Here is a 25,430-nt window from a genome sequence, read left to right as displayed (position 1 = left end):
TCGCCGCTACTCGATTTTCATCGCGGCACTCTTGCATTTCGGCAAGTTTTGCGGGCCAGGATAGGTTTGCCGGTTTTGTCGGTCGTAGCGCCGGCATCGGTTGCAACTGAAGTGCCGGGTCTAACGGCTCCGATCCGATTTCTAGAGAGTCGGCGTTTCGCGGTCGAACGTACCGCGAGCCGCTTCTCAAGGGGAGCCGGATCATGGCAACGCGCCCGTTTATTACTGCTCTCGGACTCATCGCGATTTCGGCCTCGACCGGAACGACATCCGCACAGATGGCCGGCTACCCTAACGGCGGCGGTCGGATACCGGGCACCATCGCCGCAGGGCCTCAATTCCCTGTGAGCCCGAGCAGCGCCCCGCCGCAGATCGTTCCCTACAGCGCTGTAAACGGCAGCGGAACGGGCACCACGCCGACCTACGTGTCGCCGCCCGTTTACAGTTCGTCGCACGGCGATTCAGGCCCGGCATCGCCAACCAGTGCACCGGCGGTGTCGTACGGCACGCCCATGACGGCCCCGATCACAACGCCGATTGCGACGCCTATCGTCCCCCCTCCGGTTCCCGTCGTTGCGGCACCACCGGTCGCGACAACGGCCCCGACGATCTTATCGCCGAACGTGTCTCCTAACGGCTCGCCAAACGGGCCGCAGAGTGGACCGAATAGCTACGGTCCAGGCAGCTACAACGGCAACTACAACACGGGGAACTATGTCAGCGGCAACTATGTTCCGCCGACGCCGGACTTCTCTACGCCGCCGGCGATTCCGCACTATTCGCCGAACAATTCGCTCAGCAGTGGGCCGACCACGGGTCCGATCTACGGACAGCAGCCCGACATGCAGGTCGGACGCCTCACTCAAAAAGAGATCTCACCTTATGCGAAGGGGAGCGCTCCGCCGTCGTACACGGCTTGGCTGCCGCGCAGCTGGGCTCCGCAGCCCGCCACCGCCTACGACAACAATCCGAAAAACTCCAACTATGGTGCCGTCCCTCCTCCGCCGAGCCATGCGTCCGTAGATCCGAGCGTGGGTGGTCCGAGTTATCCGGGCGAAGCCTGCAATCCCGGCGTCCCCTGTCCTTGCGCTCCGACCGAGCCGTGGTACACGAACTTTTCGATCATCAGCACCTTAGACACGTTCAAGACCCCACTCGATTTGGATGGATTGAACGCCAACTTAGGCAAACGCATCGGAGCGAGCTTCTCCTTCCCGATCATGCGCGATTGGGGCTTCGGCGGACAAGTCGGCTCGACCGCCGCTTGGAACGATTGGCGCGGAACGCAATTCACCGGCGATCAAATGCGGTTCCAAAACTTCAACACCGTCGCACTGTTTCAGCGGTCGCTCTCGACGGGCCTCGGCTTCGGCCTGGCACACGATTGGCTCATCGACAACTATTACGACGACTTCCACTTCAGCCAATTTCGCGTAGCCGCGTCGTGGCAAGTCAATCCCTGCAACGAAGTCGGGCTTTGGGGCTCGTTGCCGCAGCGGCGCGAGTCGAGCTTCATCGGCACACCTGTCTCCTACAACCGCTTCCAATCGCTCACGCAAGGCAATCTTTACTGGAAGCACTACTGGAGCGACTTCGCAACGTCGAACATTTTCGCGGGCCTCGCGGAATCGCCGAGCGACATCACTTACGGCACCAACGTCCAAGTCGCCGTGACTTGCTATATGGCCGTAACCGGCGCGTTCGAGTATGTGCTTCCCGGTTCGGGTGGAGACATGGGGCGCAAGGAAGAGATATGGAATCTCTCGTTCGGCTTCTTGTTCTATCCCGGAACGGCCTTCACGGCGCAGCGCTCGCAGTTCCGCCCGATGTTCGCCCCGGCCGACAACGGCAATTTCGCGACCTGGCGACGCTAAACAGCGGCCGCACTTTGAAATCGAACGACGCCATGGATAGTTCCAGCGCCGATTGAACAAAGAACGACCAAACGGTGCTCCTTGTACCGTGGATTCGTCGCCAAGAGGCGCAGGCGAACCGTGCCGGCGGGCTTGGCGTACGTTATATTGAGAGCGGCTCCCTGCACTTCGACCGCACGAACTCGTCCTCGTTCGTCGCACAACCACTTGTCGCACAACTACGCCTTAAGGATATTCCCATGCCGTTTCTCACCGACGCAACTTTCGTTCAACACCGCATCGACGAAGCCTTCAACATCGATCACGGCAAGGCGGAGCCGCTACGCGATCGATACCACGGCTACCACAAACGGGCTGCACACCACAATTGGCACGGCGGAGACGGGATTCATGTGCTGCCGATCGACGATACCGGCCGGCTGATCTCGGTTGTTTTTACGTCGTCCCTCGACGTGGAAGCGGAGACGTTCGAGGAACAGGTTCGTCGTCTCAAGACGGCGCTGGCCGCAATGCTCAGCGAAGGGGAAGAGTGCCATCTCTTCATCGACGACCATCCGCAAATCGATAACGCCACACGAACCGTGTCGTACACGGCCAAGGGCTTCATCGAGCGCGTTTCCAAGTAGCCTTCAACCGAAGCTACGCCTCACGAAATCAGATGCCATAATCCGGCAAGCAGCATCCATACGCCCCAGGCAATCGCGCCGCAGAGGGCGATGAGCCCCAAGAGGAGCACGGTAACAAGACCCCGGCCGCTCCCTTGGTAACGCCCCTCGTTGTAGTGTTCGCGCAACAGTCGCACGTTGCGATCGTTGGCCCGAAACGTGAAGTCGAAGATAGTGCCGAGAATGGGAACCGCGCCGAGAATGGCATCGATCGCCACGTTGGCAACCATCCGCACGGCAACTTCGCCGCTCGCGCCATGCCGCATCATCGTCGAGATGAGCAAGGCCGATACGAGCACCGAGGGGATGCCGCCGATGACCGGCACCAAATTCATCAGCGGATCAAGGCCGAACTTGAAGTTCGTGCCCGGAATCTGAAATTGGCTATCCATCAGCCGCGCTAAGTGCTCCACCCAACGAAGCCGACTGTCGGCTTGGTAAGAATGCGCATGGCGCGGGGGAATGCGTCCGAACTCCGAATCATCACGGGCGAAATTCATAGCCACCAGCTCACTCCTTTACGCCGTCCGACCCGCTGCCGAATTGACAGCGAAACGAACGATGACCGGAATGAAATGCATATCGTGCGCCAAAAACACCGGCACATTCCATCTCTAGCCGATGACTAGCCACACGACCACGGCCAAGAGCACGACGCCGACAACCGCTCCGGCGATGTAAAGCGTCCGCTTTTCGACCGGGAAACGTGAAGCGAGCGTATTGCCGGGTTCGGCGGAGTCGGCAAAAGCTTTCGGCGATGCCGCTTTCCCCTTCGCGGGCGTAGGCTGAATCGACGGCGATTTCGCAGTGCCTTGCGACACCGCCTTGGCTCCTTGATCGAACAAGAACGGCTTACTTGGTCCCGGCTCGGAGTAGGCGGCCGTTTGTAGTTGAATTCTGGGCAAGTTCATGATGGATTGCTCGCTCAACATTTCGACTTCGGCGAGCATTTCGACCGGCTCTTCTTGTTCGGAATCGTCGCCACTTGGTCCGGCGATCTCCTTCGCAACCGCGGCCAGCGCAACGATAACTTCCGACATCGTTTGATAACGATCGTCGGGCCGCTTCGCCACCATCTTTTCGAAGACAGCTTGCAAAGCCTTCGGCGCCTCGCGTTCTTTCATCAGCAGCGGGATCGGTGAGCTCCGGTGCATCATGATCCGATCGACGACCCCTTTTGCGTCGTAGAGCTTCCTGCCAACGAGCAAGAACCAGAGCGTGCAGCCGAGGCTGTAGATATCGCTTCGGACATCGGCCCGCTTCGGATCGACCGCTTGCTCGGGACTCATGTAGTCGATGGTCCCCATTACCGCCTGCGTTGCGGTGATGCTGCTGCCACCGTCGCTGAAGCGAACCAGACCGAGATCGAGCAGCCGCACGCCTCCTTGCTTATCTTGCAAGAGATTGCGGGGCTTGATGTCGCGGTGGATCACTCCCTGTTCGTGGGCGTATTGAAGGCCGGCAGCCGCTTGCGAAATCGTGCGGATCGCCATGTCGATCGAGAAGACGCCGTTGTCTTTGACGAGCGTCGTGAGGTCGGCGCCGTCGACGTATTCCATCACGAGATAGTGCTGTCCGTTCAACTGCCCGGCGTCGAACGATTGCACGATGTTCGGATGCGCCAGACGTCCGGCGGCTTCGATCTCTCGCTGAAAACGACGGACGGCTACGTCATCTTGCGCGATCGCACTCGAGAGGACTTTAATCGCGACGAGCCGGCCCGACGATTTATGCTTCCCCTTGAAGACGGCCCCCGAAGCCCCTACGCCGATCTGCGCCAGCAGCAAATAATTGCCGAACGACAGCGAGGCCCCCTTCCCTTGGAGCAATACCTGGGACTGATAGGAGGTCAGCTTGCCGTCTTGAACGATGCAAGCAGCGAACGACTCGGCGTCGCGCGGCTTGCGATCGGCTGCTAGCGACGTCCACCACGCGCGGAGTTCCTCGTTGGTCAGGAGACCGGTCGAGATAATGCTTTTGCCGAACTGTTCCAGTGTGATTGCCATGGGAATGATTGTAGTCGGCGGCCACGGCGAAGCGAAACGCGAACCGACCCGAACCACGAAAACAAACGTACCGCGATAGAGCATGAAAAGCCCAGGAATTTCCCGCTCCGAAGACCAAATACGACGTTTAGGCGAACCACCGACGCAGGTGCGCCGTCGTTGACCGTAAGAGCGACCGATCTTGCCGGAAACCGGTTACTCATTATATTTTACGTCGGTCGAGCCCCCTCGCGGACTTGGGGATCGCGTCCTTGGTATCGACGCGCCTCCGCGATGTCGCGCTCGACGGGCTCTACCGCAACCAAGGAACCGATGCTTCAAGTCAAACTTCCCGACGGCAGCGTAAAAGACTATTCCAAGCCGACCCGTGTGCTGGATGTCGCCAACGACATCGGGCCCCGCCTCGCCAAAGCCACGCTCGCCGGCGTCGTCGACGGCAAAGTCGTCGGTGTCGACACCGAGCTTCCGAATACGGGCGAAGTTTCCTTACGGCTGCTCACTAAGAAAGACGCCGAAGCACTGGCCGTAATGCGGCACTCGTGCGCACACATCATGGCTCGCGCCGTGATGCGACTCTTCGACGGCGTGCAACTCGCCTTCGGCCCGACCACCGGCGACGGCTTCTACTACGACTTCGCGATGCCGCACAAGCTGAGCGAAGAAGACTTCCCGAAGATCGAAGCCGAGATGGCGAGGATCATCAAGGCCGATGAAGGGTTCGAGCGCATCGTCGAGCCGCGCGAGCGAGCGCTCGGCGTCGTCACCGATCTGGGTCAAGAGTTCAAGATCGAACATATCTCGACCGGCTTGGCCGATCACCCGACGTTGTCGTTCTACCGGCAAGGGGAGTTCATCGACCTTTGTCGCGGCCCGCATATTCCGAGCCCAGGCGCGATCGGAGCATTTAAGCTCATGTCGGTCGCGGGGGCTTATTGGAAAGGGGACGCCAACTCCAAGCAGCTTCAACGACTTTACGGCACCGCTTGGTTCTCCAAGGAAGACCTCGACGCCTACTTGCAGAAGATGGAAGAAGCGAAGAAGCGCGACCATCGGGTACTCGGCAAGCAGTTGGATTTGTTCAGCATCAACCCGCTCGTCGGTGGCGGGCTGATTCTTTGGCATCCGCGCGGGGCGACGATCCGGGGCGAACTCGAAACCTTCGTCAAAGCCGAACTGCAAAAGCGGGGCTACGATCCGGTTTACACTCCGAACATCGGCAAGGTCGATCTCTATAAGATCAGCGGCCACTACCCATACTATGCCGACGCGCAGTTCCCGACGATTAAGATGAAGGATCATCCGAATTCGATCGCCGACGCCAAAGCCGGCAAGCATGTCGAAGAAGATGAATACCTGCTGAAACCGATGAACTGTCCGCATCACATCATGATCTACAAGAGCCGACCGCGCAGTTACCGCGACTTGCCCGTGCGGCTTGCGGAGTTCGGCACCGTCTATCGCTTCGAGCAGTCGGGAGAATTGAACGGCATGACCCGCGTGCGCGGCTTTTGCCAAGACGACGCGCATCTGTTCTGCACGGAAGATCAAGTGGCCGACGAGTTCCGCGGTTGCATCGAGATGACTCAGTTTATCTTGAAAACTCTCGGCCTCGACGACTATCGCGTGCGACTCAGCTTCCGCGACCCGACGAGCGACAAATACGTCGGCAAGGCGGAAGTGTGGGACCGCGCGGAACGCGAACTAGAAGAAGTCTGCCGCAGCATGGACTTGCCGCAGATGAGCATCGCCCGGGGCGAAGCCGCGTTCTACGGACCGAAAGCCGATTTCATCGTCGCCGACTGCATCGGCCGCGACTGGCAACTCGGCACCGTGCAGCTCGACTACAACTTGCCGAGCGAACAGCGGTTCGGCCTCGAATACGTCGGCTCCGACAATCAAACCCACCGCCCGATCATGATCCATCGTGCTCCGCTCGGCTCGATGGAGCGCTTCATCGGCGTACTGATCGAACATTACGCCGGAGCGTTCCCGCTTTGGCTCGCGCCGGAACAGGTGCGGATTCTCACAGTCAGCGAGAAGTTCAGCGAGTACGGCCGACAGGTCGAAAAGCAACTACGCGAGGCAGGCATTCGCGTGACCGGCGACTTCCGAGCCGAGAAGATCGGCTCGAAGGTGCGCGACGCTCAGATTCGCCTCGTGCCGTACATGCTCGTCGTCGGCGGGCGAGAAATGGAAGAAGGAACCGTCTCGATTCGCGACCGAATCGATGGGGATGTCGGAGCGCTGCCGATCGCCGCGGCGATCGAGAAGTTGCAAGAAGAGATCCGCACGAAGCGCATCCGTCAAAAGGTCAAGATGAGCGCGGCCCCCGCCGCGACGGCAAGCGTGGCGGAAGCGAATGAGTATTAAGAGACGATTTGCCCGAAGAATTATGGCGAGTTACCGGTAATTCATTTGAAAAGAGTTGACAGGCGCTGATTTTACGAACGATATTTGCGTTTGTAGGAATGAGCTTGTGGTTGCGAACGAGAGTTAGCGAAGAGCTTTCCGTGCGGACTCCTAAGTCGATACCCAAGGCTTCGGACCGCTGAACCATTTCTTTGTCTGTGTGGAGGACGCAGCGATCGAAAAGTCTCAACGAGTGAACGAACAAATCCGCGTCCCATCGGTGCGAGTCATCGGCGGGGATGGCGCTCAACTAGGAGTAATGACGGCCGAACAAGCGATAGCCTTGGCCCGAGACGCGGGAATGGATTTGGTCGAGGTGGCCCCGACCGAGAAGCCGCCGGTTTGCCGAATCATGGATTTCGGTAAATTTAAATACCAACAAAACAAACGACTCCATAAGAACCACACGCATCAAGCGAAGATCAAAGAGATTCGACTTCGCCCGAAGACCGACGCGCACGACTTCCTCGTGAAGGTGAATCACGCGCGCGAATTCCTCGAGGCCAAAAACAAAGTCGTCGTCTCGGTCGTGTTCAAAGGGCGCGAAGCGGCGCACATGGACGAAGGCCGCAAGGTCGTCGAGAAGATGATCAAGTCGCTCGAAGACATCAGCAAGCTCGAAGGCAACCCGAGCACGATGGGAAAGCGCATCACCTGCATGCTGACGCCGAAGTAGAAGGAAGTGGTCAGGGGTCGGTGGTCAGGGGTCAGTGAACGTAGACTTCTCTGAGGCGAGCGGCCGGTGTAAACCGGCCGGTTCTGCGTACCGGTTCCATCGCGACGACAAAACAAAAAGCGGCGGCTCGGATAATTCCGAGCCGCCGCTTTTTCTGGTTTCTAGTTTCTGACTTCTAACTTTTCCCCATTATTCCGGGAAGAGCTTCGTCGAGAGGTAGCGTTCGCCGATGTCCGGCAACACGACGACGATCAGCTTGCCTTTGTTCTCCGGACGTTTGCCGACTTGGATCGCAGCCCACGCTGCCGCTCCGCAACTGATGCCGCACATTAACCCTTCCAGCTTCGCGAGATTGCGGGCCGTCTCCATCGCGTCGTCGTCGGCGACGGGAATAACTTCGTCGATCACGTCGACGTTGAGCACGTCGGGAATGAAACCGGCACCGATTCCTTGAATCGTGTGGCGACCCGGCTTGAGCGGCTGCCCTGCCTTGCGTTGAGCGATGACGGGACTATTCACCGGTTCGACCGCGATGATCTTCACGCCCGGCTTACGTTGCTTAAGGATCTCACCTACGCCGGTGATCGTGCCTCCCGTGCCGACGCCGGCGATGAAGATGTCGACTTGGCCGTCGGTATCGCGCCAAATTTCCTCGGCCGTGGTCTTGCGGTGGATTTCCGGATTCGCAGGGTTCTTGAATTGTTGCGGCACGAAGTAGTTGGGGTTTTGGGCAGCCAACTCTTCGGCCTTCCGCACGGCGCCAGGCATCCCATCGGCGGCGGGGGTCAACACCAACTCGGCACCCAAGGCCTTGAGCAACCGTCGACGCTCCAAGCTCATACTTTCCGGCATCGTCGCCATGAAGCGATAACCCCGAGCCGCACAAACGAACGCCAATCCGATTCCGGTGTTACCGCTCGTCGGCTCGATAATCACGGTATCGGCCTTGATTTTGCCGTCGCGCTCGGCGGCGTCGATCATCGCCCGAGCGATTCGATCTTTCACGCTCCAAAGCGGGTTCATGTTCTCGACCTTGGCGACGACGGTAGCGACGCTCCCCTCGGCGATTTTGTGCAACTGTACGAGTGGCGTGTTGCCTACACATTCAGTGATGTTGTTGCGAATGCCCGAAGTCGTCGCGGTAGCCATGAGGGCCCTTTCCCTTAACCAAGATTGCGCAGAGTATCGTCCGTGTACGTCGCGGATTATAGCGAAGCGGAACGCGAGGGGTCAACGGAAGCCGTGTATTAGTATTGCCTTAGCTATGATTTATCGCCTCGCTAGGGGGCTTTTGCCGCCGCTGTATGTTCGGCGGTCTTAAAGACGAAGACCGGGCACTTCGCATGGCGCATCACCGATTCCGCCGTGCTTCCCATCAGCAAGCGCTTCAAACCGGTTCGCCCGTGCGTGCCGATCACGATCATGTCGACATGCTCCTCTTCCGCCACCCGAACGATCTCTTCGGCCGGACTTCCTTCGACCATGCGATGCTCGAACCGGACCAGCGGATCGGTCGGCCGCACCGCTTCCGTCATGCGTCGCACTTCGGCCCGATCGGGCTCCGGAATGCCGTAGTACATCTCACCACCGCCGTAGGCCATCGGCGGCTCTTCGACATGGACGATCAGCAACATCGCGCCGGTATCGCGAGCTAAGGCCGTGGCATGCGCCAAGGCCGCATCGCTGAGGTGGGAGAAGTCGGTCGGGAAGAGGATCTTTCTGGCGTTCATCGCTAAGCCCTCCGGAGAAACTGAAGCCTCATGGCAATGAGGGGAATCTTGGAAGCTACTGCAAATACATCCTATCAAACTGCAAGCGGCGTACCCACTTTTGGGTCAGGCAAGCGTTAGGTCAGCAAACATTCGGTATTCCTCGCAAAATAGCCGGCAGCGCTCACATTTGTCTAACATAAACCTAATAATCGATTGCTATCAATAGTCCTGTGTCGCAGGAGCCGGGCTGCCTTGTTTGGTTGCCGAGTTCTTCCGACGCCGAGGCTATCGAACCGCTGATTTCGAGCGCCGCGCGCCGCAGGCGAACCATCAGCACCATGCCATAGGAAGTCGGAATGCCCAAAGAGCGGATCCTGGTGGTCGACGATGAAGAAGATCTCGTCGAACTGATTAAGTACAACCTTACGAAAGAGGGTTACCGCGCCGCCGGAGTCGGTACCGGCGAAGAAGCGATTCGTCGCGCTCGCACGGATCTGCCCGATCTCGTCGTGCTCGATCTGCTGCTGCCGAACGTCGATGGCTTGGAAGTCTGCCGCGTACTTAAAAACGATGCGCGCACGAAACACATCCCTGTCGTGATGCTCACGGCCAAAGGGGAAGAGGCCGACATGGTGACCGGCCTCGAAATGGGTGCCGACGATTACCTTGCCAAGCCGTTTAGCCCGCGCGTGCTGATCGCTCGGATCAAAGCCGTGCTTCGCCGTCGGCAAACGCAAGTCGGCGACGAAGGTTCGCCGATCACCGTCGGCGAGTTCGTCATCCATCCCGGACGGCACGAAGTGACGATCTCCGATCAGCCGATCGACCTGACGCTCACGGAGTTTCGCCTGCTGCAATTCCTCGCTCAAAGGCCCGGTTGGGCATTTTCACGGGCTCAGATCGTCGACGCCGTGAAGGGGGAAGATTACCCTGTAACGGAACGCTCGGTCGATGTGCAGGTCGCGGGTCTTCGCAAGAAGCTCGGCGACAACGGCGCTCGCGTCGAGACGGTACGCGGCGTTGGCTACCGCTTCAAAGGGTAGTCGCCGGGCGCATCCGGGCTGCGCATTTCTAGAGGCATTGTCGAAAGTCGAGATTCGTGCAACGTACACGACTGATCTGGAAGCTCGCACCGGCGATGATCGCGCTCGCGCTCGTCGTCGCCATCGCGGCCGGCTGGATCGGTGCGAGAGCGATCGATCGCAGCCTGACCACCGAAGGCTTGCGCCGCTTAGACGACGTCGCCGCGGCGCTCGACGAGCGATTCGGAAAAGAGTTTAGCCTGGCGACGCGCCTGGGCGAGCATTCCGTCGTGCGCCGCATCGCCGATGCCCGTCAGATCGGGTTCACGCTCTTCGCGCCTAGCGGCGTATCGCTCGTCGACACGGCTTATCTCGGAAAGCCGACGAACGAGAAAGTCGTTGCGGAAGCGCTCGCCGGCCGACGCACGGAATTCGTCCTCTACGACGATGCGACCGAAAGCCGTGTGCTCGTGGTCGGCATCCCGCTTGTGCGCGAAGGCCGGGTCGCGGCGATCTTAGAAGTCTCGCAACCGACGACGCACATTCAAGCGGCGACTTCCGCTTGGTGGCGAAGCGTCGCTCTCTTGGCGCTTGTCGGCGTAATCGCGGCATTTGCGGCAGCCCATTTCCTCGCCGAACCGATTGCCCGCTCGTTTCTCATGTTACGCAAGCTTAGCGATGAACTCTCCGAAGGTCGCGGTACGTCCGCTCATACCTTGCCCAACATCGAAGAAGCCGCCGAGTTGAGCGAGTCGATGAGCCGACTTGCCGAAAGATTCGCCGAACGTCTCGATGGAGTGCTGCGCATTAACAACGAGCAGGAGGCCGTTCTCGCAGGTATGGCGGAGGGAGTGCTCGCCATCGATGCCGAGCATCGCGTGATCAGCTTGAACCGCGCAGCCGGTCGGCTGCTCGGCGTCAATCCGACCGAGATCATGGGACGCGGCTTGCACGAGATCGTCCGCAATCCGGAGTTGTTGCGGCTCGTCGATCAAATCCTCGCCACGCGCAAGCCCGCGGAGAACGATATCGTCTTTCGCCAAACCGACGAGCGCATCTTACAAGTGAGGGGCACGATGCTCCCCGATTCGCATGATCGCGGCTCCGGCGCGGTGTTCGTGCTCAACGACGTGACCCGCTTGCGACGCTTGGAAAATATGCGTCGAGATTTCGCGGCCAACGTCTCGCATGAATTGAAGACGCCGATCACGTCGATCAAAGGGTTCGTCGAAACGATTCTCGACGGAGCATCGGCCGAAGATGCCCATCGGTTTATGGAGATCATCGCGCGGCAAGCCGATAGGCTCGACGCCATCATCGACGATCTACTGGCTCTCTCGCGCATCGAGAAAGAGGCCGAGGCATCCGATATCGTCCTCGCTCCGAGCCGGCTTAACGAGATCCTATTGGGTGCCGCGAACGATTGCCAAGTGCGCGCCGACGAACGAAAGATTCGCGTCGAGATTCGTTGCCCCGATGAAGTACATGCCCGCGTCAATGCGCTGTTGCTCCAGCAAGCAGTGCGCAACCTGCTTGAGAACGCCGTGAAGTACAGCGACGCCGGCGGAGTCATCCAAGTGGTCGGCGAACGGACCTCGGAAGAAGTACGCGTGTCGGTCGTCGACTACGGTTGCGGAATCGCGCCGGAACATCATGCCCGCCTCTTCGAGCGTTTCTACCGCGTCGATAAGGCGCGCAGTCGAAAACTCGGCGGCACCGGTCTCGGGCTCGCGATCGTCAAGCATATCGTGCTGGCGCATCGAGGCCGCGTGACGGTCGAAAGCGCGCCTGGGAAGGGAAGCCGGTTCACGATCCATCTCCCACCCATTCCTACGACTCTCGGCGGCGAAGCTCGGCGCTCGGCATAACGCCCCATCGAGCCTTGCCGGCGAGTTTCCCTAAGCGGCGTGCTTCGGTAGAATAAGCCGCACGGATTTCGGCCCTGCTCCGCCTGCGTGCCTCGCGGAGCCGTTCTCAGCAAGGAACAACGGACGATGCGAAGCACCTATTTTGCCGCGGCTTTCCTCTGCACTGCCGTAGCCATCGCGCCTCGGGCGGCCTCGGCCGACGACTTCGGCGAAGCGTTGAAAAACCTCGTCGCGGTAGGTCCCGAAGCGGCCGGCCATCGCGCCGCCCAAGCGGCCTGGAAAGTCGTGGCGAGCGCCGATGCTCAACGGCTTCCGGAACTTCTTACGTCGCTCGATACCGCCTCGCCGCTCGCAGCGAACTGGATTCGAGCCGCGATCGAGACAATCGGCGAACGAGCCGAAACGGCCGGCGATAAAACATCGGCACCGGCCCTGGAAAAATTCGTGCTGGAAACGAAGCATGTTCCGCAAGCCCGCCGGCTCGCGTACGACATCCTCTCGAAACTCGACAAGACCGCACCCGACCGTTTGATGCCGGGCTTTCTTGATGATCCGAGTACGGAATTGCGCCGCGAAGCGATCGATCGCGTACTGACTGAAGCGACGGCGTCGAAGGATCCGGCCGTGACGAAATCGTTGTACGAAAAAGCATTCTCCGCCTCGCGCGACGTCGACCAGATTAAAGACCTCGCCGCCAAAGTTGAGAAACTGGGAGGCGCAGCCGACTTACCGAAGCATTTCGGATTCGTCGTCGCGTGGAAGCTGATCGGCCCCTTCGACAATATGAAGGAGAAAGGGTACGACGCCGTTTATCCACCGGAAAACGAGATCAAACTCGACGCGAAGTATAAGGGCAAAGACGAAAAAGAAATCGCTTGGATCGAGCATAAGACCGTCGACAAGCACGGCATCATCGATCTCAACGAGGTTCTCGGTAAGAACAAAGGAGCGCTCGCTTACGCCGTTGCAGAGTTCCACGCTTCCAAGGCCGGCCCGGTCGACATTCGCATCGGCAGCGGCAACGCGATCAAGCTGTGGGTCAACGGCAAGCAAGTCGATGCCCGCAACGTATACCATGCCGGCTTCGAGATCGATCAATACATCTCGCACGCCGAATTGAAGCCAGGGGCCAATCGAATTCTGTTGAAGGTCTGCGAGAACGAGCAGAAGGAATCATGGGCCCAAGATTGGAAGTTCCAGTTGCGCGTTTGCGACAGCGTCGGCACGGCCGTGATCTCCGCAGGAAAACTGGCGGGTAATGAATAGCCCGATTGTCGTTCGCTGCTTATTTACTACCACATTGGCCTAACGATTGAGCTCGATCATGCGAAACCGCACGGGACTTTACGCCGCGACGATCCTCGGCATCGCCTGCTTCACCGGCGCCGATTGGGCCCAGTTCCGCGGAACCGACACGACTGGAAAAACTTCGGAAACCGTGTTGCCGCCGACCGAGTGGACCGTGAAAACGGAGAAATCAGAAGCGAAGAACATCGCTTGGTCGGTCGATTTACCGTCGCGAGGCGTGTCGAGCCCGATCGTCGTCGGCAATCGGGTGTTCGTCACTTCGGCAAGCGGAGCGAAGCAAGATCGCCTCGTCGTGGCTTGTTATTCGACGACGGACGGTAAGCAACTTTGGCAGCGCAAGTTTTGGGCAACCGGACGGACGTTTTGTCATCCGACGAGTTCCGTAGCCGCGCCGACGCCGGCCTCGGACGGTCGCCGCATCTTCGCGTTCTTCTCGTCGAACGATCTAGCGTGCCTCGATGTCGACGGCAATCTGCTGTGGTATCGAGGTCTGACGCTCGAGCATCCGGCAGCGGCCAACGACGTCGGCATGGCCGCGTCGCCGCTCGTTGCCGGCGATACGGTCGTCGTGCAGTTGGAAAGCAAGGGCGATTCGTTCGCTATGGGGATCGATTCCGTAACCGGCGAAACGCGCTGGAAGGTTCCCCGCACATCGCAAATGAATTGGACCTCGCCGACGTTGTTTAAGCCGGGCCGTGGCGAGCCGCTCGTCCTTCTGCAATCTCCCGACAAGCTGACGGCGCACAACGCGCGCACGGGCGAAGTCGTTTGGACGTACGACTCGAAGTGCGCCGAGATCAGCAGCGTTACGACGGAAGGTGAGACTATCTACATTCCAGGCGAAGGACTGACCGCGCTGAAGGTCGGCGTCGGAAGTTCCAATTGGGAAAAGATCTGGCAAGAAAGTGCGCTCGCACCGGGAAGCCCGAGCCCTGTCGTGACCGGCGGACGCGTTTACATCGTGAATCGCGCCGGTGTGATGACGTGCGGCGAAGCGCAAAGCGGCAAGGTGCAATGGAAGCTGCGAGTGAAGGGTCCATACTGGGCCACGCCGCTCGCTATCGGCGATTTGCTGTATGTCGTCAATCAAGACGGGCTCGCGCAGGTCGTTCGAACCGGTGAGAAAGATGGAGAAGTCGTGGCGTCGAACGACTTCGGCGAGCCCGTATTCGGCTCCCCCGCCTATGCCGCCGGCGCTCTCTATTTCCGCGGCGACAAGCACCTTTGGAAGATCGCTGCGCCGTGACTAAGACCATCGCCGTCTCGACCGTAACCGGCCCGATCGTCGGCACGATCCGCCCACCCGGCTCGAAGAGCATTACGAATCGCGCGCTGGTTTGCGCTGCGCTGGCCGAGGGAACCTCGACGCTTCGCGGAGCCCTCGACAGCGACGACACGCAAGTGATGGTCGGCGCTTTGCAGACACTCGGGCTCGATGTGATTCACGATCCTGCTACGCGCACGATTCGCGTCGTAGGATGCGGCGGGAAAGTCCCCAGCCCGAAAGCCGATCTCTACATCGGCAATAGCGGCACGACCGTGCGGTTTCTCGCGGCGATGCTTGCTACCGCGCAAGGAACGTTTCGCTTGCACGGCACCACGCGGATGCATGAGCGGCCGATCCAAGATTTGATCGATGCCGTCAGTCGCTTGGGTGGGCGCATCGAAAGCGAACACAAGACCGGTTGCCCGCCGATCATCGTGCATGCCGCGGGCCTCGCCGGAGGTCGCTCGACGATTCGCGGCGATGTCTCGAGCCAGTTTCTCAGCGGTCTGCTGATGGCCGCTCCTTATGCTCAAACGCCGATCGAACTCATCGTCGAAGACACGCTCGTCTCGCAACCTTACATTCATATGACGCTCGCGGTCATGCGATCCTTCGGCATCGAACGCGCCAACGACGACGTTACACGGTTCACGATTCCGCTCGGTCGATACACCGGCTGCGATTACGAAATCGAACCGGATGCTTCGGCCGCCAGCTACTTCTTCGCAGTGGCCGCTATCACGGGCGGGCGGGTGACCGTCGCGGGGCTCACGCGCCGCGCATTGCAGGGAGACGTCGGCTTCATCGACGTCTTAGAACGAATGGGCTGCGAGGTTTCCGAATCGGATGCGGGAATCACGGTCGTCGGTCGGGCCCTGCGTGGGATCGACATCGACATGAACGCCGTCAGCGATACGATGCAGACCTTAGCGCCGGTCGCGTTGTTCGCCGCCGGACCGACGACGATTCGCGGCGTTGCCCATAATCGCCACAAGGAAACCGATAGGATTCACGCCGTCGCCGTGGAGCTGCGCAAGCTCGGTGCTCAGGTCGAGGAATTCGATGATGGTTTGCGAATCACGCCGAGCGCGCCGCTGCACGGCGCAGAGATCGACACCTACGACGACCATCGGATGGCAATGAGCTTTGCCCTAGCGGGGCTCCGCGTGCCCGGCGTCGTGATTCGCGATCCTGATTGCACGCGCAAGACGTACCCTGAGTTCTTCACGGATCTCGCGAAGCTGAGCTCTTCCTAAACCTCGGCCCAAAAACGCAAGCTGCCGTGTCGGGCACGACACGGCAGCTTGAAAAATCGGCGATTTCGTGGCGGCGTTAGGTCACGGCGTTCGTCTTTTCGCGAGCCTTCGCGCTATCGGGATCGATCCGTGCGCGGATGATGCGCGACTCCGCGATCTTCGCTTCGGCTTGCTCGATCAGCTCTTGTGCGCGGTCTAAGAGTCGGGTACCGGACAGGGACGATTCTTGAGTCGGAGCCCCTTCGGGATCCCAGGCGAGGAACGGGGCTCGACAGTGTTGGCAAACGACTTTACGGCCGAGATATTCGACGCGCACGTTGAGTTTTCGCCCGCATGTCGGGCACTCTTGAACGTAATAAGTCGTGTTAGCCATGTCGGTAATTCCTTCCACCTGCGTACTGAACGTCGGCATTTGTGCCGTTTTTATCCTAACCATTCTCGATCCGAAATTTCAATGTTTTCCGTGTGGTTACGGGGAAAATATGCAGAATTTAATCTGCCTTGCATGATAGCAATTTCCCTTACAAAGCCGCCGGGCGATGTACGGTTCGTACATGCGTTTGGTGCTAAATAAGAGGCAAATCGTTGTACGAGGTTCGCTCTTGGCGCTCAACACGACAAAATGCCGTAGCCCATCATGAGCCGTGAGCACGACAAGTTGGCGGAATCACGCCGTTAACGATTCCGTCAGCCGAGGCGAATACGATCGACGCCCGAGGCAACCATCCATTCCAGCCACGACTCTTGAGCTTCGCTCAGTTCGATCTCGGCACGGCTGGCGCTATCGAGCGGCGAGACGAGACTGAAGATCCCTTCCTCAAGCCATGTCTTGGCACTTGCCGGCGAAATCCAATACTCCCCCGGCTTCAACTCCGGCACGCCCGGTTCGCCGGGAAGGCTCATAAAATACGCGACTTCCGTACGGAAACGGTCGGGCATCTCGAACGGTGCGAGGCTCGGTCGATCGACGGCATGGACAAGGATCGACATCGGCGCGGGGCTCGTTATCTGGAAAAAGCGGTACGACCGGAACGGCGGACGATCGCTAGCTTACTCGAATTCGAGTCGCTTGCACCCGACGATGCAAAAAAGCCGAAACAATCAAGGTACGGTTACTTGAGCGGCAAACTTGCCGGTTTCCGTTGGATTCACTTCCAGGTGCGCATCATGTTGCGAGCAATTCGGATCTTTCGATCGATCTTTGCCATCGGGCTCGGCACCTTCGTCGGCCTCGTCGGTTCGGCGAGCAAGCTCGAAGCCGCGCAAACGGCCTCCGTGCCCCGTACGATCGACATCCACGCTGCGATCCAAGAGCATTTCTCTTACCAACGAGACTATCGCAGCGGCGACTTTCTGACCCGCGGCAAGGTCGAAGAGGCGCTCAAAACATTGGAGCGCAAGACCGGCTGGCAACTGGAAGCCGGCGATCGAGAAACGTTGCTGAAGCAAACGCTCGACGACAAGAGCTTCCTCGCGCAACAGCTATCGAGCAAACTCGGCAAGCAATTCTCGCGTAACATCCAAGCCCTACCGCTCGGCTACGACAAGCTCGATCGGCTTTCGCAACTCCCGCAAGGCCGGAGTACGATCGAACGGCTCGTCATCGGTCCCGACGGCCACAAACTGTTGCAATATATGGCGAACAGCCCAGGTGGCCACGACTTAAGCCGTATGCTCTCGCAAGACGGCAAAGGAAACTTCGAGAAGCCGACCGGAAAGATCTATGACGAGAAGCAATTGACGCTGGCTTTGGCGCAACTCCATAAGTCGGCGCTCGCCCGCCAAGCCGGTGCGCAACGCACCGGCACCGGTAGCCGTTAGAACGCGACTAGCGCATCAGCTTCATCGTCTGCACCGAGACCGTCTGCACCGGAAGCTTCTCGAAGCCTTTCACGGACGCAGTTTGAACTTGCGCGATCTTCTCCAGCACATCGAGCCCTTCGACGACTTCACCAAATACGCAAAAACCGGCGTCTTCCGGCTTGTCGCCCGCTCGATCGAGCTTCGGGTTGTCGGATAGGTTGATGAAGAACTGCGAAGTCGCGCTGTTCGGGTCGGCGGGATTACGCGACATCGCGATCGTGCCCCGTTTGTTCTTCAAGCCGTTCGCCGCTTCGTTCGGGATCGGATATCGTACCGTTTTCGGCTTCAACTTTTCGTCGAACGTGCCGCCGAGCACGACGTAACCACCGTTGATTTGGTGGAAGATCGTGCCGTCGTAATGCCGCGTGATCACGTAATCGACGAAATTCGAAACGGTTCGCGGAGCCGCTTTCTGATTCAGCCTCAGATAGATATCGCCGAGCGAGGTCTTCATCAGAATGACCGGGTTCGGCAACTCGACCTTCGTCACCGTGCGGACGCCGTCAGCGCTGACGTGGTTCACTTCGTTTTTCGCAACCGCAGGTCCGCCGGCAGGGGCAGGCTCGGCAGCAGCCGGTGCGCCGGCGTTCGCCGAAGCCGTCGGAGCTTCTTCGGCCGCTTTATTGCAACCTATGGCCGCCGTGCAAACCAGCGCCGAGAGAAACAGAGCGCCGCGAACGAATCCATGAGTCATCCTAACTCTCCTCCAGCATTCCATGCTGAACTATGAAAATTGCCGGCGACGAAACGTCGCGCCGACAATCTAAGCGAACCGGTTTTCTAGCGGGCATATCATCGGAGAAGTAGCCATTTCGAGCAAGCTCAGTCGAAGCCGTGATTTTCCGCAGCCCGATTCAGATATCATCCCATTCGGCGGTTAATTTCGACCTCAGGATGCGGTTACCAACCGTGAGGAGATGCGTTCTCAGGCCCTTTTCCCTTTACCTAAGGGCCCTATAATACATTGTGAAAGGATTCACGATCGGGAATCGCGCTTTGCGATCAAATCGGCGAACTTATTATGGCAACCAAAATCCGCGTCGGCGCGGTTAGCTATCTCAATACGAAGCCGCTCATCTACGACTTCGCTCGCTTCGCGCCCGATGCCGAGCTCGTACTCGACTATCCCAGCAAGCTCGCCGACGCCTTAGCGGCGGGCACGCTCGACGTTGCACTGATCCCGTCGATCGAGTTCTTTCAAGATCCGACCTATACGATCGTCTCCGACGCATGCATCGGCTGCCGAGGGCCGGTCCTGTCCGTAAAGCTGTATTGCCGCACCCCACCGGATAAGATTCGCTCGCTCGCACTCGACGAGGGCTCGCGTACCAGCGCCGCCCTGACGAAGATCCTGCTCAAACAGCGTTACGGCATCGAGCCCGAGATCGAGCCGCTGCCGCTCGGCGACTCGCTCGGACAAAGCCGGGCCGACGCGGTGCTGCTGATCGGCGATCGAGCCATGCACGCACCGGCCGGATCGTTCCACACGATCTGGGATCTCGGCGACGAGTGGTGTCGTTGGGCCGAGCTGCCGTTCGTATTCGCCATGTGGACCGCTCGGGCCGGCGTCGATTTGCAAGGGATCGATAAAGCCCTCGAACGCTCGCGCGACGCCGGCATCGCCAATCTCGCTTCGATCGCCGAGCGCGAAGCGCCAGCGCTTGGTCTCACCGTGCCCGAATGCCTCGCATACTTGCGCGATAATCTGTATTTTTACTTGGGATCGCGCGAGGCCCGTGGGCTCGCGCTATTTCAAAAGTTAGCGAGAGAAATGCATCTCGCTCCACCGGGAGTCGACGTTGGTAGCTTCCATTTCGAAGGTGCTTGATAAGGCCGTGGCCGGCGAACGCTTGTCGCCGGAAGAAGGCCTTGCGCTGTTGGAAAGCCGTGAGCTCACGGCGATCGGGCGTGCCGCCGATGCCGTGACGCGCCGCCTGCATCCCGAGCCGTATCGCACCTACAACATCGACCGCAACATCAACTACACGAACGTTTGTAGTGCGGTTTGCGATTTTTGCGCGTTCTACCGCAAGCCGAAGAGTCCGGAAGGTTATGTGCTCGACAAACCGACGATCTTTCAGAAGATCGAAGAGACGATCGCTCTCGGCGGCGACCAGGTGCTGATGCAAGGGGGCATGAATCCCGAGTTGCCGATCGAGTGGTACGAAGACCTTTTACGAACGCTTAAAGAACGCTTTCCGCAAGTGAACCTCCATGCGTTCTCGCCCCCCGAGATTTATGCCTTGCATAAGCTCTCGAAGCTGCCGATTCGGACCGTGCTCGAACGGCTGAAAGCGGCCGGCCTCGGCAGCCTGCCGGGAGGCGGAGGCGAAATTCTCGTCGATCGGGTCCGCAAGGAAATCACGCGCGGCAAGGCGATGACCAACGAATGGCTCGAGGTCTGCCGGCAATGGCACCTGCTCGGCGGCCTCGGCTCGGCGACGATGATGTTCGGCCATGTCGAAACGCTCGCCGAACGAATCGAACACTTAGAACGATTACGCGGATTGCAAGACGAGACCGGCGGCTTCACGGCATTTATCTGTTGGTCGTTTCAACCGGAACATACGGACCTTGCGCACCTCAAGAAGCACGGCTCGTTCGACTACTTGAAAACGCAAGCGGTTGCGCGGCTTTATCTCGATAACTTCCCGAACATCCAATCGAGCTGGGTCACGCAAGGTTTGAAAATCGGCCAATTAGCCCTGCTTTTCGGGGCCAACGACATGGGCAGCCTCATGATCGAGGAGAACGTCGTGGCTTCGGCGGGCACCGTGCATTATTTGAATTTGGAACAAATTCGAGGAGCGATCAGCGAGCTCGGTTATATCCCCCGCCAACGGAACGTCCGCTACGAATTGATCGACGCCGCGCCGGAAGAGCCGGTTGTCGCCGTGACGGCCTGACGAAATAAGCTACATTCAGGTATCCGTTTCACGAAAGTGCGCGCAGTCCTCCGACTAGAGGGGCTATGCGCTACCTCCGAGCGTGACGCAAACTTAAACGACACCGTTGGCTGAGCCTCGTTCTCTTCGTTCCAAGATTCCTTCGCACCGGCGGCCTTTGGCGATGATTCACGTTCGGAATCTCACGAAAGTTTATGCAGACGTGAAGCGCGGCAAGTTCTCCGCGCTCGCAGGCATTTCTTTCGACGCGTTCCCCGGCGAGATCTACGGCCTGCTCGGCCCGAACGGCGCCGGCAAGACGACGGCGCTGCGCATCATCAGCACCGTGCTCCGGCCGAGCGACGGCACCGCGACCGTCAACGGTTGCGACGTCCTCACGCAGCCGTCGCAAGTGCGGCATCAGATCGGCTTCATGTCGGCCAATACCGGCATCTACGATCGGATGACGGCCTGGGAAATGGTTGAGTTCTTCGGCCGGCTCTATGGTCTGAGCGACGAGCATCTGCGCTCGCGCATGGAAGACCTGTTCGCCCGTTTGAAGATGAACGACATTCGCGATCAGCTCGGCGCGAAGATGTCGACCGGCATGAAGCAGAAGGTATCGATCGCCCGCGCGTTAGTGCATGATCCCCCGGTGCTGATCTTCGATGAAGCCACGTCGGGCCTCGATGTGCTCGTCGCCCGAGCGCTGGTGAACACGGTCGCCGAATTGCGCGAGCAAGGCAAATGCGTCATCTTCAGCACACACATCATGCGTGAGGCGGAGAAGCTCTGTAACCGCATCGCGATCATGTATCGGGGACACATTCTCGCCGAAGGGACGTTGGAAGAGCTGCGCGATCGTCATAGCGAACATGATTTGGAAGAGCTTTTCTTCCGTCTCATTTCCGACCACGAACGACAACGGACCGAAGAAGGGGCCGCGGTCGACGACACGGCCGTTGCGGTCCACGAAATCGAGGCGAGCGCGAAGCCATGAAGTGGAAAATCGTTCGCGAAGTCCTGGCCCGCGAAGTGCGCGATCAGATGCGAGATCGTCGCACGCTGTTCATGATCTTCGTATTGCCCCTGCTGCTCTATCCGCTCTTGGGAATGAGTCTGTTTCAGGTTACGCAGTTCGTGCGCGAGCAACCGACGAAGGTTCTCGTACTCGGCTTTCACGAACCGGCCGACTTTCCCAAGCTGCTGCGCAAAGACGAAGACGGAACGCTGCACTTCGCCGATGAGTTGTTTTCGACGGTCGATACCGTTCGGCTGTTGAAGCTCGAAGTCCGCGATCCCGAGCCTGGGAGCGACCCCCACGCGAAGGAAGCGGCGGCCGCGGCGGCGAAGAAATCGATTTTAGACGGCGAATACGAAGCGGCCGTCTTCTTTCCGGCCGATTTCAACGCCAAGCTCCAAGACTTCCGCCGGCAGTTGCGCACCGCCGACGCGACGGGCAAGAGCGAGCTTCCCGTCGACATGCGCCCCACGGTGCCGAGCCCCGAAGTGTTTTACAACACCTCGAAGGAGAAATCGCAACTTGCTTTCGTCCGGCTGCGCGAAGTGCTCGATCGTTGGAGCGATGCGATCGGCCGCGAGAATCTCGCTAGCCGCAATCTCCCGGAAACGACGGCCAAGCCGTTCGAGTTCGACAATCAAGACGTCGCCGAAAAAGATCAGCGCCACGCGGCGATGTGGAGCAAGATCCTACCGTTTCTACTGCTGATTTGGGCACTTACCGGCGCCTTCTATCCGGCGATCGATCTTTGCGCCGGTGAAAAAGAACGAGGGACGCTCGAAACGCTCTTGAGCAGCCCTGCCGAGCGCATAGAAATAGTCTGGGGGAAACTCCTGACGGTCATGCTCTTCAGCGTGCTCACGGCCGTGCTCAACATCCTAAGCATGGGCCTGACCGGCTCCGTCGTGCTGGGCGGATTGCTCGGTGGCGAAGGGCACATGGCCTTCGGCCCGCCACCGCCGCTCGCACCGATTTGGTTGTTCCTCGCGCTCTTGCCGATGTCGGCGATGTTCAGCGCGTTGTGCATCGCACTGGCATCGTTCGCGCGCAGCACGAAGGAAGGCCAGTATTATCTGATGCCGCTCGTGCTCGTGACGATGCCGCTCGTCATTCTGCCGATGGCGCCGGGCGTCGAGTTGAACTTAGGAATGAGCCTCATTCCCGTTACTGGAGTGGTGCTGCTGCTTAAGATGATGCTCGAAGGTCATTATTGGGAAGTGCTGCGGTACATGCTACCGGTCGTCGCCGTGACGGGAAGCTGCTGCCTGTTGGCGATTCGCTGGGCCGTCGATCAATTCAATTCCGAAAACGTGCTGTTCCGCGAAAGCGAGCGGGGCGGCATCGGCTCTTGGTTTCGCCATCTCTTGCGCGATCGCGAAGACACGCCGACCACGGCCGGCGCTGCCTTGTGCGGCGTGCTGATTCTCACCGTTTATTTCTTCATGAACTTCCTCGTCGGTAAGATCGTCGACGTGACGCCCGACTTCATGGGCATCGTGAAAGCGACGATCACGACGCAGCTCGTCGTCGTGATGCTGCCGATGGCTCTGATGACGATCATCACGACGCGCAGCCCGCGCAAGACGCTGCTGCTTACGAAGCCGAATTTGCTTTGCATTCCGGCGGCGATCTTGCTCGCGTTCGCCTTATATCCGTCGGCGATGCTGGTCAGCCAATTCCTGACCAAGCTCTATCCGATGAACCCCGAGATGGTGGCGAAACTCGGCGCATTACAAAGCCTTTTCAACAACGACGACCCACGCACGCCCTATATCCTGTTCGCGACGTTCGCCCTCCTGCCGGCGATCTGTGAAGAGCTCGCCTTCCGCGGCTTCATTCTCTCGGGCTTTCGCAAGCTCGGGCATCCGACGCGAGCCATCGTTCTCAGTGCGCTCTTCTTCGGCATGAGCCACGGCATGGCCGTGCAGCAAGCGATCAATGCCTCGCTGCTGGGGCTCGTCATCGGATACCTTGCCGTACAGTCGGGAAGCATCTTCCCCGGCATGGTGTTTCACATCACGCACAACGCTTCCGTGCTGTTCCTTACGACGTGGGTCGGAACGAAGATCGAGACCTATCCGCAGTGGAAATGGGTCGCCGATATCAATAGCGATCAGACCGGCTTGTCGTACCACCCGCTCATCATCGCGGCGGGCATCGTCGTCGCCGGAGGAATCTTGCGGTGGTTCTCGCGGCTGCCGCACCCGTTGAGCTACGAAGAAGAGCTTCAGGAAGCGATTCGCGAACACCGCGAGCATGTCGCGGTCTGACCTCGGCGATCGATGCCCTGGCGGTTAACGTAAGCGATCGAACAGCCGCCGCGCGTTCACGGTCGTTTGCAGATCGAGCTTCTCGAACGTCGTTTCTCGCACTTCGGCCAAGAGTCGCAGCGTATGCGCGACGTTTGCCGGCTCGTTTCGCTTCCCTCGCAACGGTTGCGGCGATAGATATGGGCTATCGGTTTCGACCAAGAGCCGATCGTCGGGTATCGACGCTGCGATCGTGCGCAGTGATTCCGACTTCTTGAACGTCACCATGCCCGCGAAGCTGACGTACATGCCGAGCTCCAAGCAACGCGCCGCCGTCGTCGCCTCGCCGGCGAACGAATGCATCACCCCTCGCAACGGACCACGGACGCGGGCCGCTTCCAGCATCGCAACGACGTCGGCTTCGCAGTCGCGCGCATGCACGATGAACGGCAGCCCCGTTCGCTGCGACAAGCGAATATGCCGATCGAAGTAGTCTTGCTGGAGCGGGAACGGGGCGTAGTCCCAATGCTTGTCGAGCCCCGTTTCGCCGAGCCCGACGACCTTCGGCCGGTCGACCAGCGCTTCGATCCGCTCCCAATCGCCGGGAACCGCCTGATGCGTATAATTCGGATGAATGCCGACGGCGGCGAAAAGGCCCGCGCGATCGGCGATGAACTTCAAGATCGCGTCGCTACTGTCGGCCGTCACGGCGACGGCGACCAGGGCCTCGACCCCGGCGGCTTGCGCCCTCCGCACGACCTCGTCACGATCGACGTCGAACTCCGTCTGATCGAGATGGCAATGCGTGTCGATCACGACGGGTGAAACTCGACTTCCGCGAGGATGGCAGGCTGCCGAGCCTAGGTCGCAACGGGCTGCTTAGCCGTGAGGGCTTCCAGCGTTTCCAGATGGGCCTTCGCCGCACCCAGGGCTTCTTGTGCGATCGCCTTGGCTTCCGGTTCGTTGCCGACGCCCCGCACGATGCCTTCGATCTCGCCGATATCGCGTCGCTGGAGCCCAAGCGTTTCGCGAACCATGAAGTCGAGCGAGAGGAAGTTCATGTCGGTGAACTCCATCGGAAATGGACCCGGCGACACGACGCCGCCGAGATCCATGATCACGGTCGCGATCCGTTGCGAGAGTTCCTTTTGGCCGATCACGATGTTGTGCATCGCTTGCACGAACTCGTTTTCCTTGGGCGCATCGCTTTGCCACGAGCCGGCGTCGAGCATATACATCGGCAACGAGCGACAATGGATCGCGAGCAAGCGATTGAGTCGTCGAGAGGTCGAGATCATAGCAAGGCTCGTTTGCGGAATAGATGACACGAACGGATGACACGAACGAGA

General features: G+C 59.5%; 24 protein-coding genes. 14 read left to right on the top strand and 10 right to left on the bottom strand.

Translation table 11 applies throughout. The features are described 5' to 3' along the window. Positions 1–203: 203 nt before the first annotated feature. Both K8U03_15240 and K8U03_15235 read left to right on the top strand, forming a co-directional pair. Positions 204–1,874 (top strand): hypothetical protein, encoded by a 1,671-nt coding sequence (locus tag K8U03_15240; GenBank protein ID MCE9606249.1) that lies wholly within the window; start codon positions 204–206, stop codon positions 1,872–1,874. Positions 1,875–2,113: 239 nt separating this feature from the next. Further along, a complete protein-coding gene (locus K8U03_15235) occupies positions 2,114–2,500 on the top strand; it encodes a hypothetical protein (protein ID MCE9606248.1) in 387 nt (128 codons plus the stop codon). A 20-nt stretch (positions 2,501–2,520) separates the two neighbouring features. On the opposite strand, the gene K8U03_15230 is transcribed toward K8U03_15235, so the two are convergent. Both K8U03_15230 and K8U03_15225 read right to left on the bottom strand, forming a co-directional pair. Then, complete coding sequence (locus K8U03_15230; protein MCE9606247.1) at positions 2,521–3,039, bottom strand: DUF4112 domain-containing protein; 519 nt, start codon at positions 3,037–3,039, stop codon at positions 2,521–2,523. Between the two features lie 114 nt (positions 3,040–3,153). Further along, positions 3,154–4,545 carry a serine/threonine protein kinase gene (locus tag K8U03_15225; GenBank protein ID MCE9606246.1) on the bottom strand — a complete coding sequence of 464 codons (1,392 nt, stop codon included), beginning with the start codon at positions 4,543–4,545 and terminating at the stop codon, positions 3,154–3,156. Between the two features lie 312 nt (positions 4,546–4,857). On the opposite strand from K8U03_15225, the gene thrS reads away from it, so the two are divergent. Both thrS and infC read left to right on the top strand, forming a co-directional pair. After that, positions 4,858–6,915 (top strand): threonine--tRNA ligase, encoded by a 2,058-nt coding sequence (gene thrS, locus K8U03_15220; protein ID MCE9606245.1) that lies wholly within the window; start codon positions 4,858–4,860, stop codon positions 6,913–6,915. Positions 6,916–7,114: 199 nt separating this feature from the next. Next, the gene (infC, locus tag K8U03_15215) at positions 7,115–7,630 is read left to right on the top strand and encodes a translation initiation factor IF-3 (GenBank protein MCE9606244.1); all 516 of its coding nucleotides are present in this window, start codon (positions 7,115–7,117) and stop codon (positions 7,628–7,630) included. A 189-nt stretch (positions 7,631–7,819) separates the two neighbouring features. Here the strand turns inward: infC and cysK are convergent, their stop codons facing one another. The 3 genes from cysK to K8U03_15200 all read right to left on the bottom strand — a co-directional run bounded on the left by cysK (position 7,820) and on the right by K8U03_15200 (position 9,706). Beyond that, on the bottom strand, positions 7,820–8,779 hold the full coding sequence (cysK, locus tag K8U03_15210) for a cysteine synthase A (protein ID MCE9606243.1): 960 nt from the start codon (positions 8,777–8,779) through the stop codon (positions 7,820–7,822). Between the two features lie 131 nt (positions 8,780–8,910). Next, positions 8,911–9,360, bottom strand: a complete 450-nt coding sequence (locus K8U03_15205) for a universal stress protein (protein MCE9606242.1) — start codon at positions 9,358–9,360, stop codon at positions 8,911–8,913. Between the two features lie 184 nt (positions 9,361–9,544). Then, positions 9,545–9,706, bottom strand: a complete 162-nt coding sequence (locus K8U03_15200) for a hypothetical protein (protein MCE9606241.1) — start codon at positions 9,704–9,706, stop codon at positions 9,545–9,547. Between K8U03_15200 and K8U03_15195 the strand changes: the two genes are divergently transcribed. The 5 genes from K8U03_15195 to aroA all read left to right on the top strand — a co-directional run bounded on the left by K8U03_15195 (position 9,699) and on the right by aroA (position 16,063). Further along, positions 9,699–10,385, top strand: a complete 687-nt coding sequence (locus tag K8U03_15195) for a response regulator (GenBank protein ID MCE9606240.1) — start codon at positions 9,699–9,701, stop codon at positions 10,383–10,385. The two genes, K8U03_15200 and K8U03_15195, sit on opposite strands and share 8 nt — an antisense overlap. Before the next feature lie 56 nt (positions 10,386–10,441). Beyond that, positions 10,442–12,232 (top strand): PAS domain-containing protein, encoded by a 1,791-nt coding sequence (locus K8U03_15190; GenBank protein ID MCE9606239.1) that lies wholly within the window; start codon positions 10,442–10,444, stop codon positions 12,230–12,232. A gap of 126 nt (positions 12,233–12,358) precedes the next feature. After that, on the top strand, positions 12,359–13,498 hold the full coding sequence (locus tag K8U03_15185; protein MCE9606238.1) for a hypothetical protein: 1,140 nt from the start codon (positions 12,359–12,361) through the stop codon (positions 13,496–13,498). Positions 13,499–13,556: 58 nt separating this feature from the next. Further along, entirely contained in the window at positions 13,557–14,786 is a 1,230-nt protein-coding gene (locus K8U03_15180) for a PQQ-like beta-propeller repeat protein (protein MCE9606237.1), read from the top strand. Beyond that, positions 14,783–16,063, top strand: a complete 1,281-nt coding sequence (gene aroA, locus K8U03_15175) for a 3-phosphoshikimate 1-carboxyvinyltransferase (protein MCE9606236.1) — start codon at positions 14,783–14,785, stop codon at positions 16,061–16,063. The genes K8U03_15180 and aroA overlap by 4 nt, the downstream gene beginning before the upstream one ends. A gap of 76 nt (positions 16,064–16,139) precedes the next feature. On the opposite strand, the gene K8U03_15170 is transcribed toward aroA, so the two are convergent. After that, positions 16,140–16,436 carry a hypothetical protein gene (locus tag K8U03_15170; GenBank protein MCE9606235.1) on the bottom strand — a complete coding sequence of 99 codons (297 nt, stop codon included), beginning with the start codon at positions 16,434–16,436 and terminating at the stop codon, positions 16,140–16,142. A 314-nt stretch (positions 16,437–16,750) separates the two neighbouring features. Then, entirely contained in the window at positions 16,751–17,053 is a 303-nt protein-coding gene (locus K8U03_15165; protein ID MCE9606234.1) for a hypothetical protein, read from the bottom strand. A gap of 126 nt (positions 17,054–17,179) precedes the next feature. Here K8U03_15165 and K8U03_15160 point away from each other — a divergent pair, with 126 nt between their 5' ends. Continuing rightward, positions 17,180–17,884 (top strand): hypothetical protein, encoded by a 705-nt coding sequence (locus tag K8U03_15160; GenBank protein MCE9606233.1) that lies wholly within the window; start codon positions 17,180–17,182, stop codon positions 17,882–17,884. 7 nt (positions 17,885–17,891) lie between these two features. On the opposite strand, the gene K8U03_15155 is transcribed toward K8U03_15160, so the two are convergent. Continuing rightward, positions 17,892–18,620, bottom strand: coding sequence for a peptidylprolyl isomerase (locus tag K8U03_15155; protein ID MCE9606232.1), 729 nt, complete (start codon positions 18,618–18,620; stop codon positions 17,892–17,894). 327 nt (positions 18,621–18,947) lie between these two features. Here K8U03_15155 and K8U03_15150 point away from each other — a divergent pair, with 327 nt between their 5' ends. The 4 genes from K8U03_15150 (at position 18,948) to K8U03_15135 (ending at position 24,102) form a co-directional block, all read left to right on the top strand. After that, on the top strand, positions 18,948–19,754 hold the full coding sequence (locus K8U03_15150) for a menaquinone biosynthesis protein (GenBank protein MCE9606231.1): 807 nt from the start codon (positions 18,948–18,950) through the stop codon (positions 19,752–19,754). Next, a complete protein-coding gene (mqnC, locus tag K8U03_15145) occupies positions 19,726–20,832 on the top strand; it encodes a dehypoxanthine futalosine cyclase (protein MCE9606230.1) in 1,107 nt (368 codons plus the stop codon). Before K8U03_15150 ends, mqnC begins: the two co-directional genes overlap by 29 nt. Before the next feature lie 163 nt (positions 20,833–20,995). Further along, the gene (locus K8U03_15140) at positions 20,996–21,811 is read left to right on the top strand and encodes an ATP-binding cassette domain-containing protein (protein ID MCE9606229.1); all 816 of its coding nucleotides are present in this window, start codon (positions 20,996–20,998) and stop codon (positions 21,809–21,811) included. Then, entirely contained in the window at positions 21,808–24,102 is a 2,295-nt protein-coding gene (locus tag K8U03_15135; GenBank protein MCE9606228.1) for an ABC transporter permease, read from the top strand. Before K8U03_15140 ends, K8U03_15135 begins: the two co-directional genes overlap by 4 nt. 24 nt (positions 24,103–24,126) lie before the next feature. Here the strand turns inward: K8U03_15135 and K8U03_15130 are convergent, their stop codons facing one another. Next, complete coding sequence (locus tag K8U03_15130) at positions 24,127–24,897, bottom strand: TatD family hydrolase (protein ID MCE9606227.1); 771 nt, start codon at positions 24,895–24,897, stop codon at positions 24,127–24,129. 44 nt (positions 24,898–24,941) lie between these two features. Continuing rightward, positions 24,942–25,379, bottom strand: a complete 438-nt coding sequence (locus K8U03_15125; GenBank protein ID MCE9606226.1) for a hypothetical protein — start codon at positions 25,377–25,379, stop codon at positions 24,942–24,944. Between the last annotated feature and the right edge of the window lie 51 nt (positions 25,380–25,430).

The organism is Planctomycetia bacterium (assembly GCA_021413845.1).
Classification (GTDB): domain Bacteria; phylum Planctomycetota; class Planctomycetia; order Pirellulales; family PNKZ01; genus PNKZ01.
This window is presented reverse-complemented; position numbering and strand designations above follow the sequence as displayed.

What these genes read in the sequence shown, in the direction of transcription:
- K8U03_15170 (MCE9606235.1), bottom strand. Translation starts at nt 16,436, where the DNA reads ATGGCTAACACGACTTATTACGTTCAAGAGTGCCCGACATGCGGGCGA.
- K8U03_15240 (MCE9606249.1), top strand. Translation starts at nt 204, where the DNA reads ATGGCAACGCGCCCGTTTATTACTGCTCTCGGACTCATCGCGATTTCG.
- K8U03_15165 (MCE9606234.1), bottom strand. Translation starts at nt 17,053, where the DNA reads ATGTCGATCCTTGTCCATGCCGTCGATCGACCGAGCCTCGCACCGTTC.
- cysK (MCE9606243.1), bottom strand. Translation starts at nt 8,779, where the DNA reads ATGGCTACCGCGACGACTTCGGGCATTCGCAACAACATCACTGAATGT.
- K8U03_15230 (MCE9606247.1), bottom strand. Translation starts at nt 3,039, where the DNA reads ATGAATTTCGCCCGTGATGATTCGGAGTTCGGACGCATTCCCCCGCGC.
- K8U03_15180 (MCE9606237.1), top strand. Translation starts at nt 13,557, where the DNA reads ATGCGAAACCGCACGGGACTTTACGCCGCGACGATCCTCGGCATCGCC.
- thrS (MCE9606245.1), top strand. Translation starts at nt 4,858, where the DNA reads ATGCTTCAAGTCAAACTTCCCGACGGCAGCGTAAAAGACTATTCCAAG.
- K8U03_15225 (MCE9606246.1), bottom strand. Translation starts at nt 4,545, where the DNA reads ATGGCAATCACACTGGAACAGTTCGGCAAAAGCATTATCTCGACCGGT.
- K8U03_15235 (MCE9606248.1), top strand. Translation starts at nt 2,114, where the DNA reads ATGCCGTTTCTCACCGACGCAACTTTCGTTCAACACCGCATCGACGAA.
- K8U03_15185 (MCE9606238.1), top strand. Translation starts at nt 12,359, where the DNA reads ATGCGAAGCACCTATTTTGCCGCGGCTTTCCTCTGCACTGCCGTAGCC.
- K8U03_15125 (MCE9606226.1), bottom strand. Translation starts at nt 25,379, where the DNA reads ATGATCTCGACCTCTCGACGACTCAATCGCTTGCTCGCGATCCATTGT.
- K8U03_15205 (MCE9606242.1), bottom strand. Translation starts at nt 9,360, where the DNA reads ATGAACGCCAGAAAGATCCTCTTCCCGACCGACTTCTCCCACCTCAGC.
- K8U03_15140 (MCE9606229.1), top strand. Translation starts at nt 20,996, where the DNA reads ATGATTCACGTTCGGAATCTCACGAAAGTTTATGCAGACGTGAAGCGC.
- K8U03_15135 (MCE9606228.1), top strand. Translation starts at nt 21,808, where the DNA reads ATGAAGTGGAAAATCGTTCGCGAAGTCCTGGCCCGCGAAGTGCGCGAT.
- K8U03_15155 (MCE9606232.1), bottom strand. Translation starts at nt 18,620, where the DNA reads ATGACTCATGGATTCGTTCGCGGCGCTCTGTTTCTCTCGGCGCTGGTT.
- K8U03_15150 (MCE9606231.1), top strand. Translation starts at nt 18,948, where the DNA reads ATGGCAACCAAAATCCGCGTCGGCGCGGTTAGCTATCTCAATACGAAG.
- K8U03_15195 (MCE9606240.1), top strand. Translation starts at nt 9,699, where the DNA reads ATGCCCAAAGAGCGGATCCTGGTGGTCGACGATGAAGAAGATCTCGTC.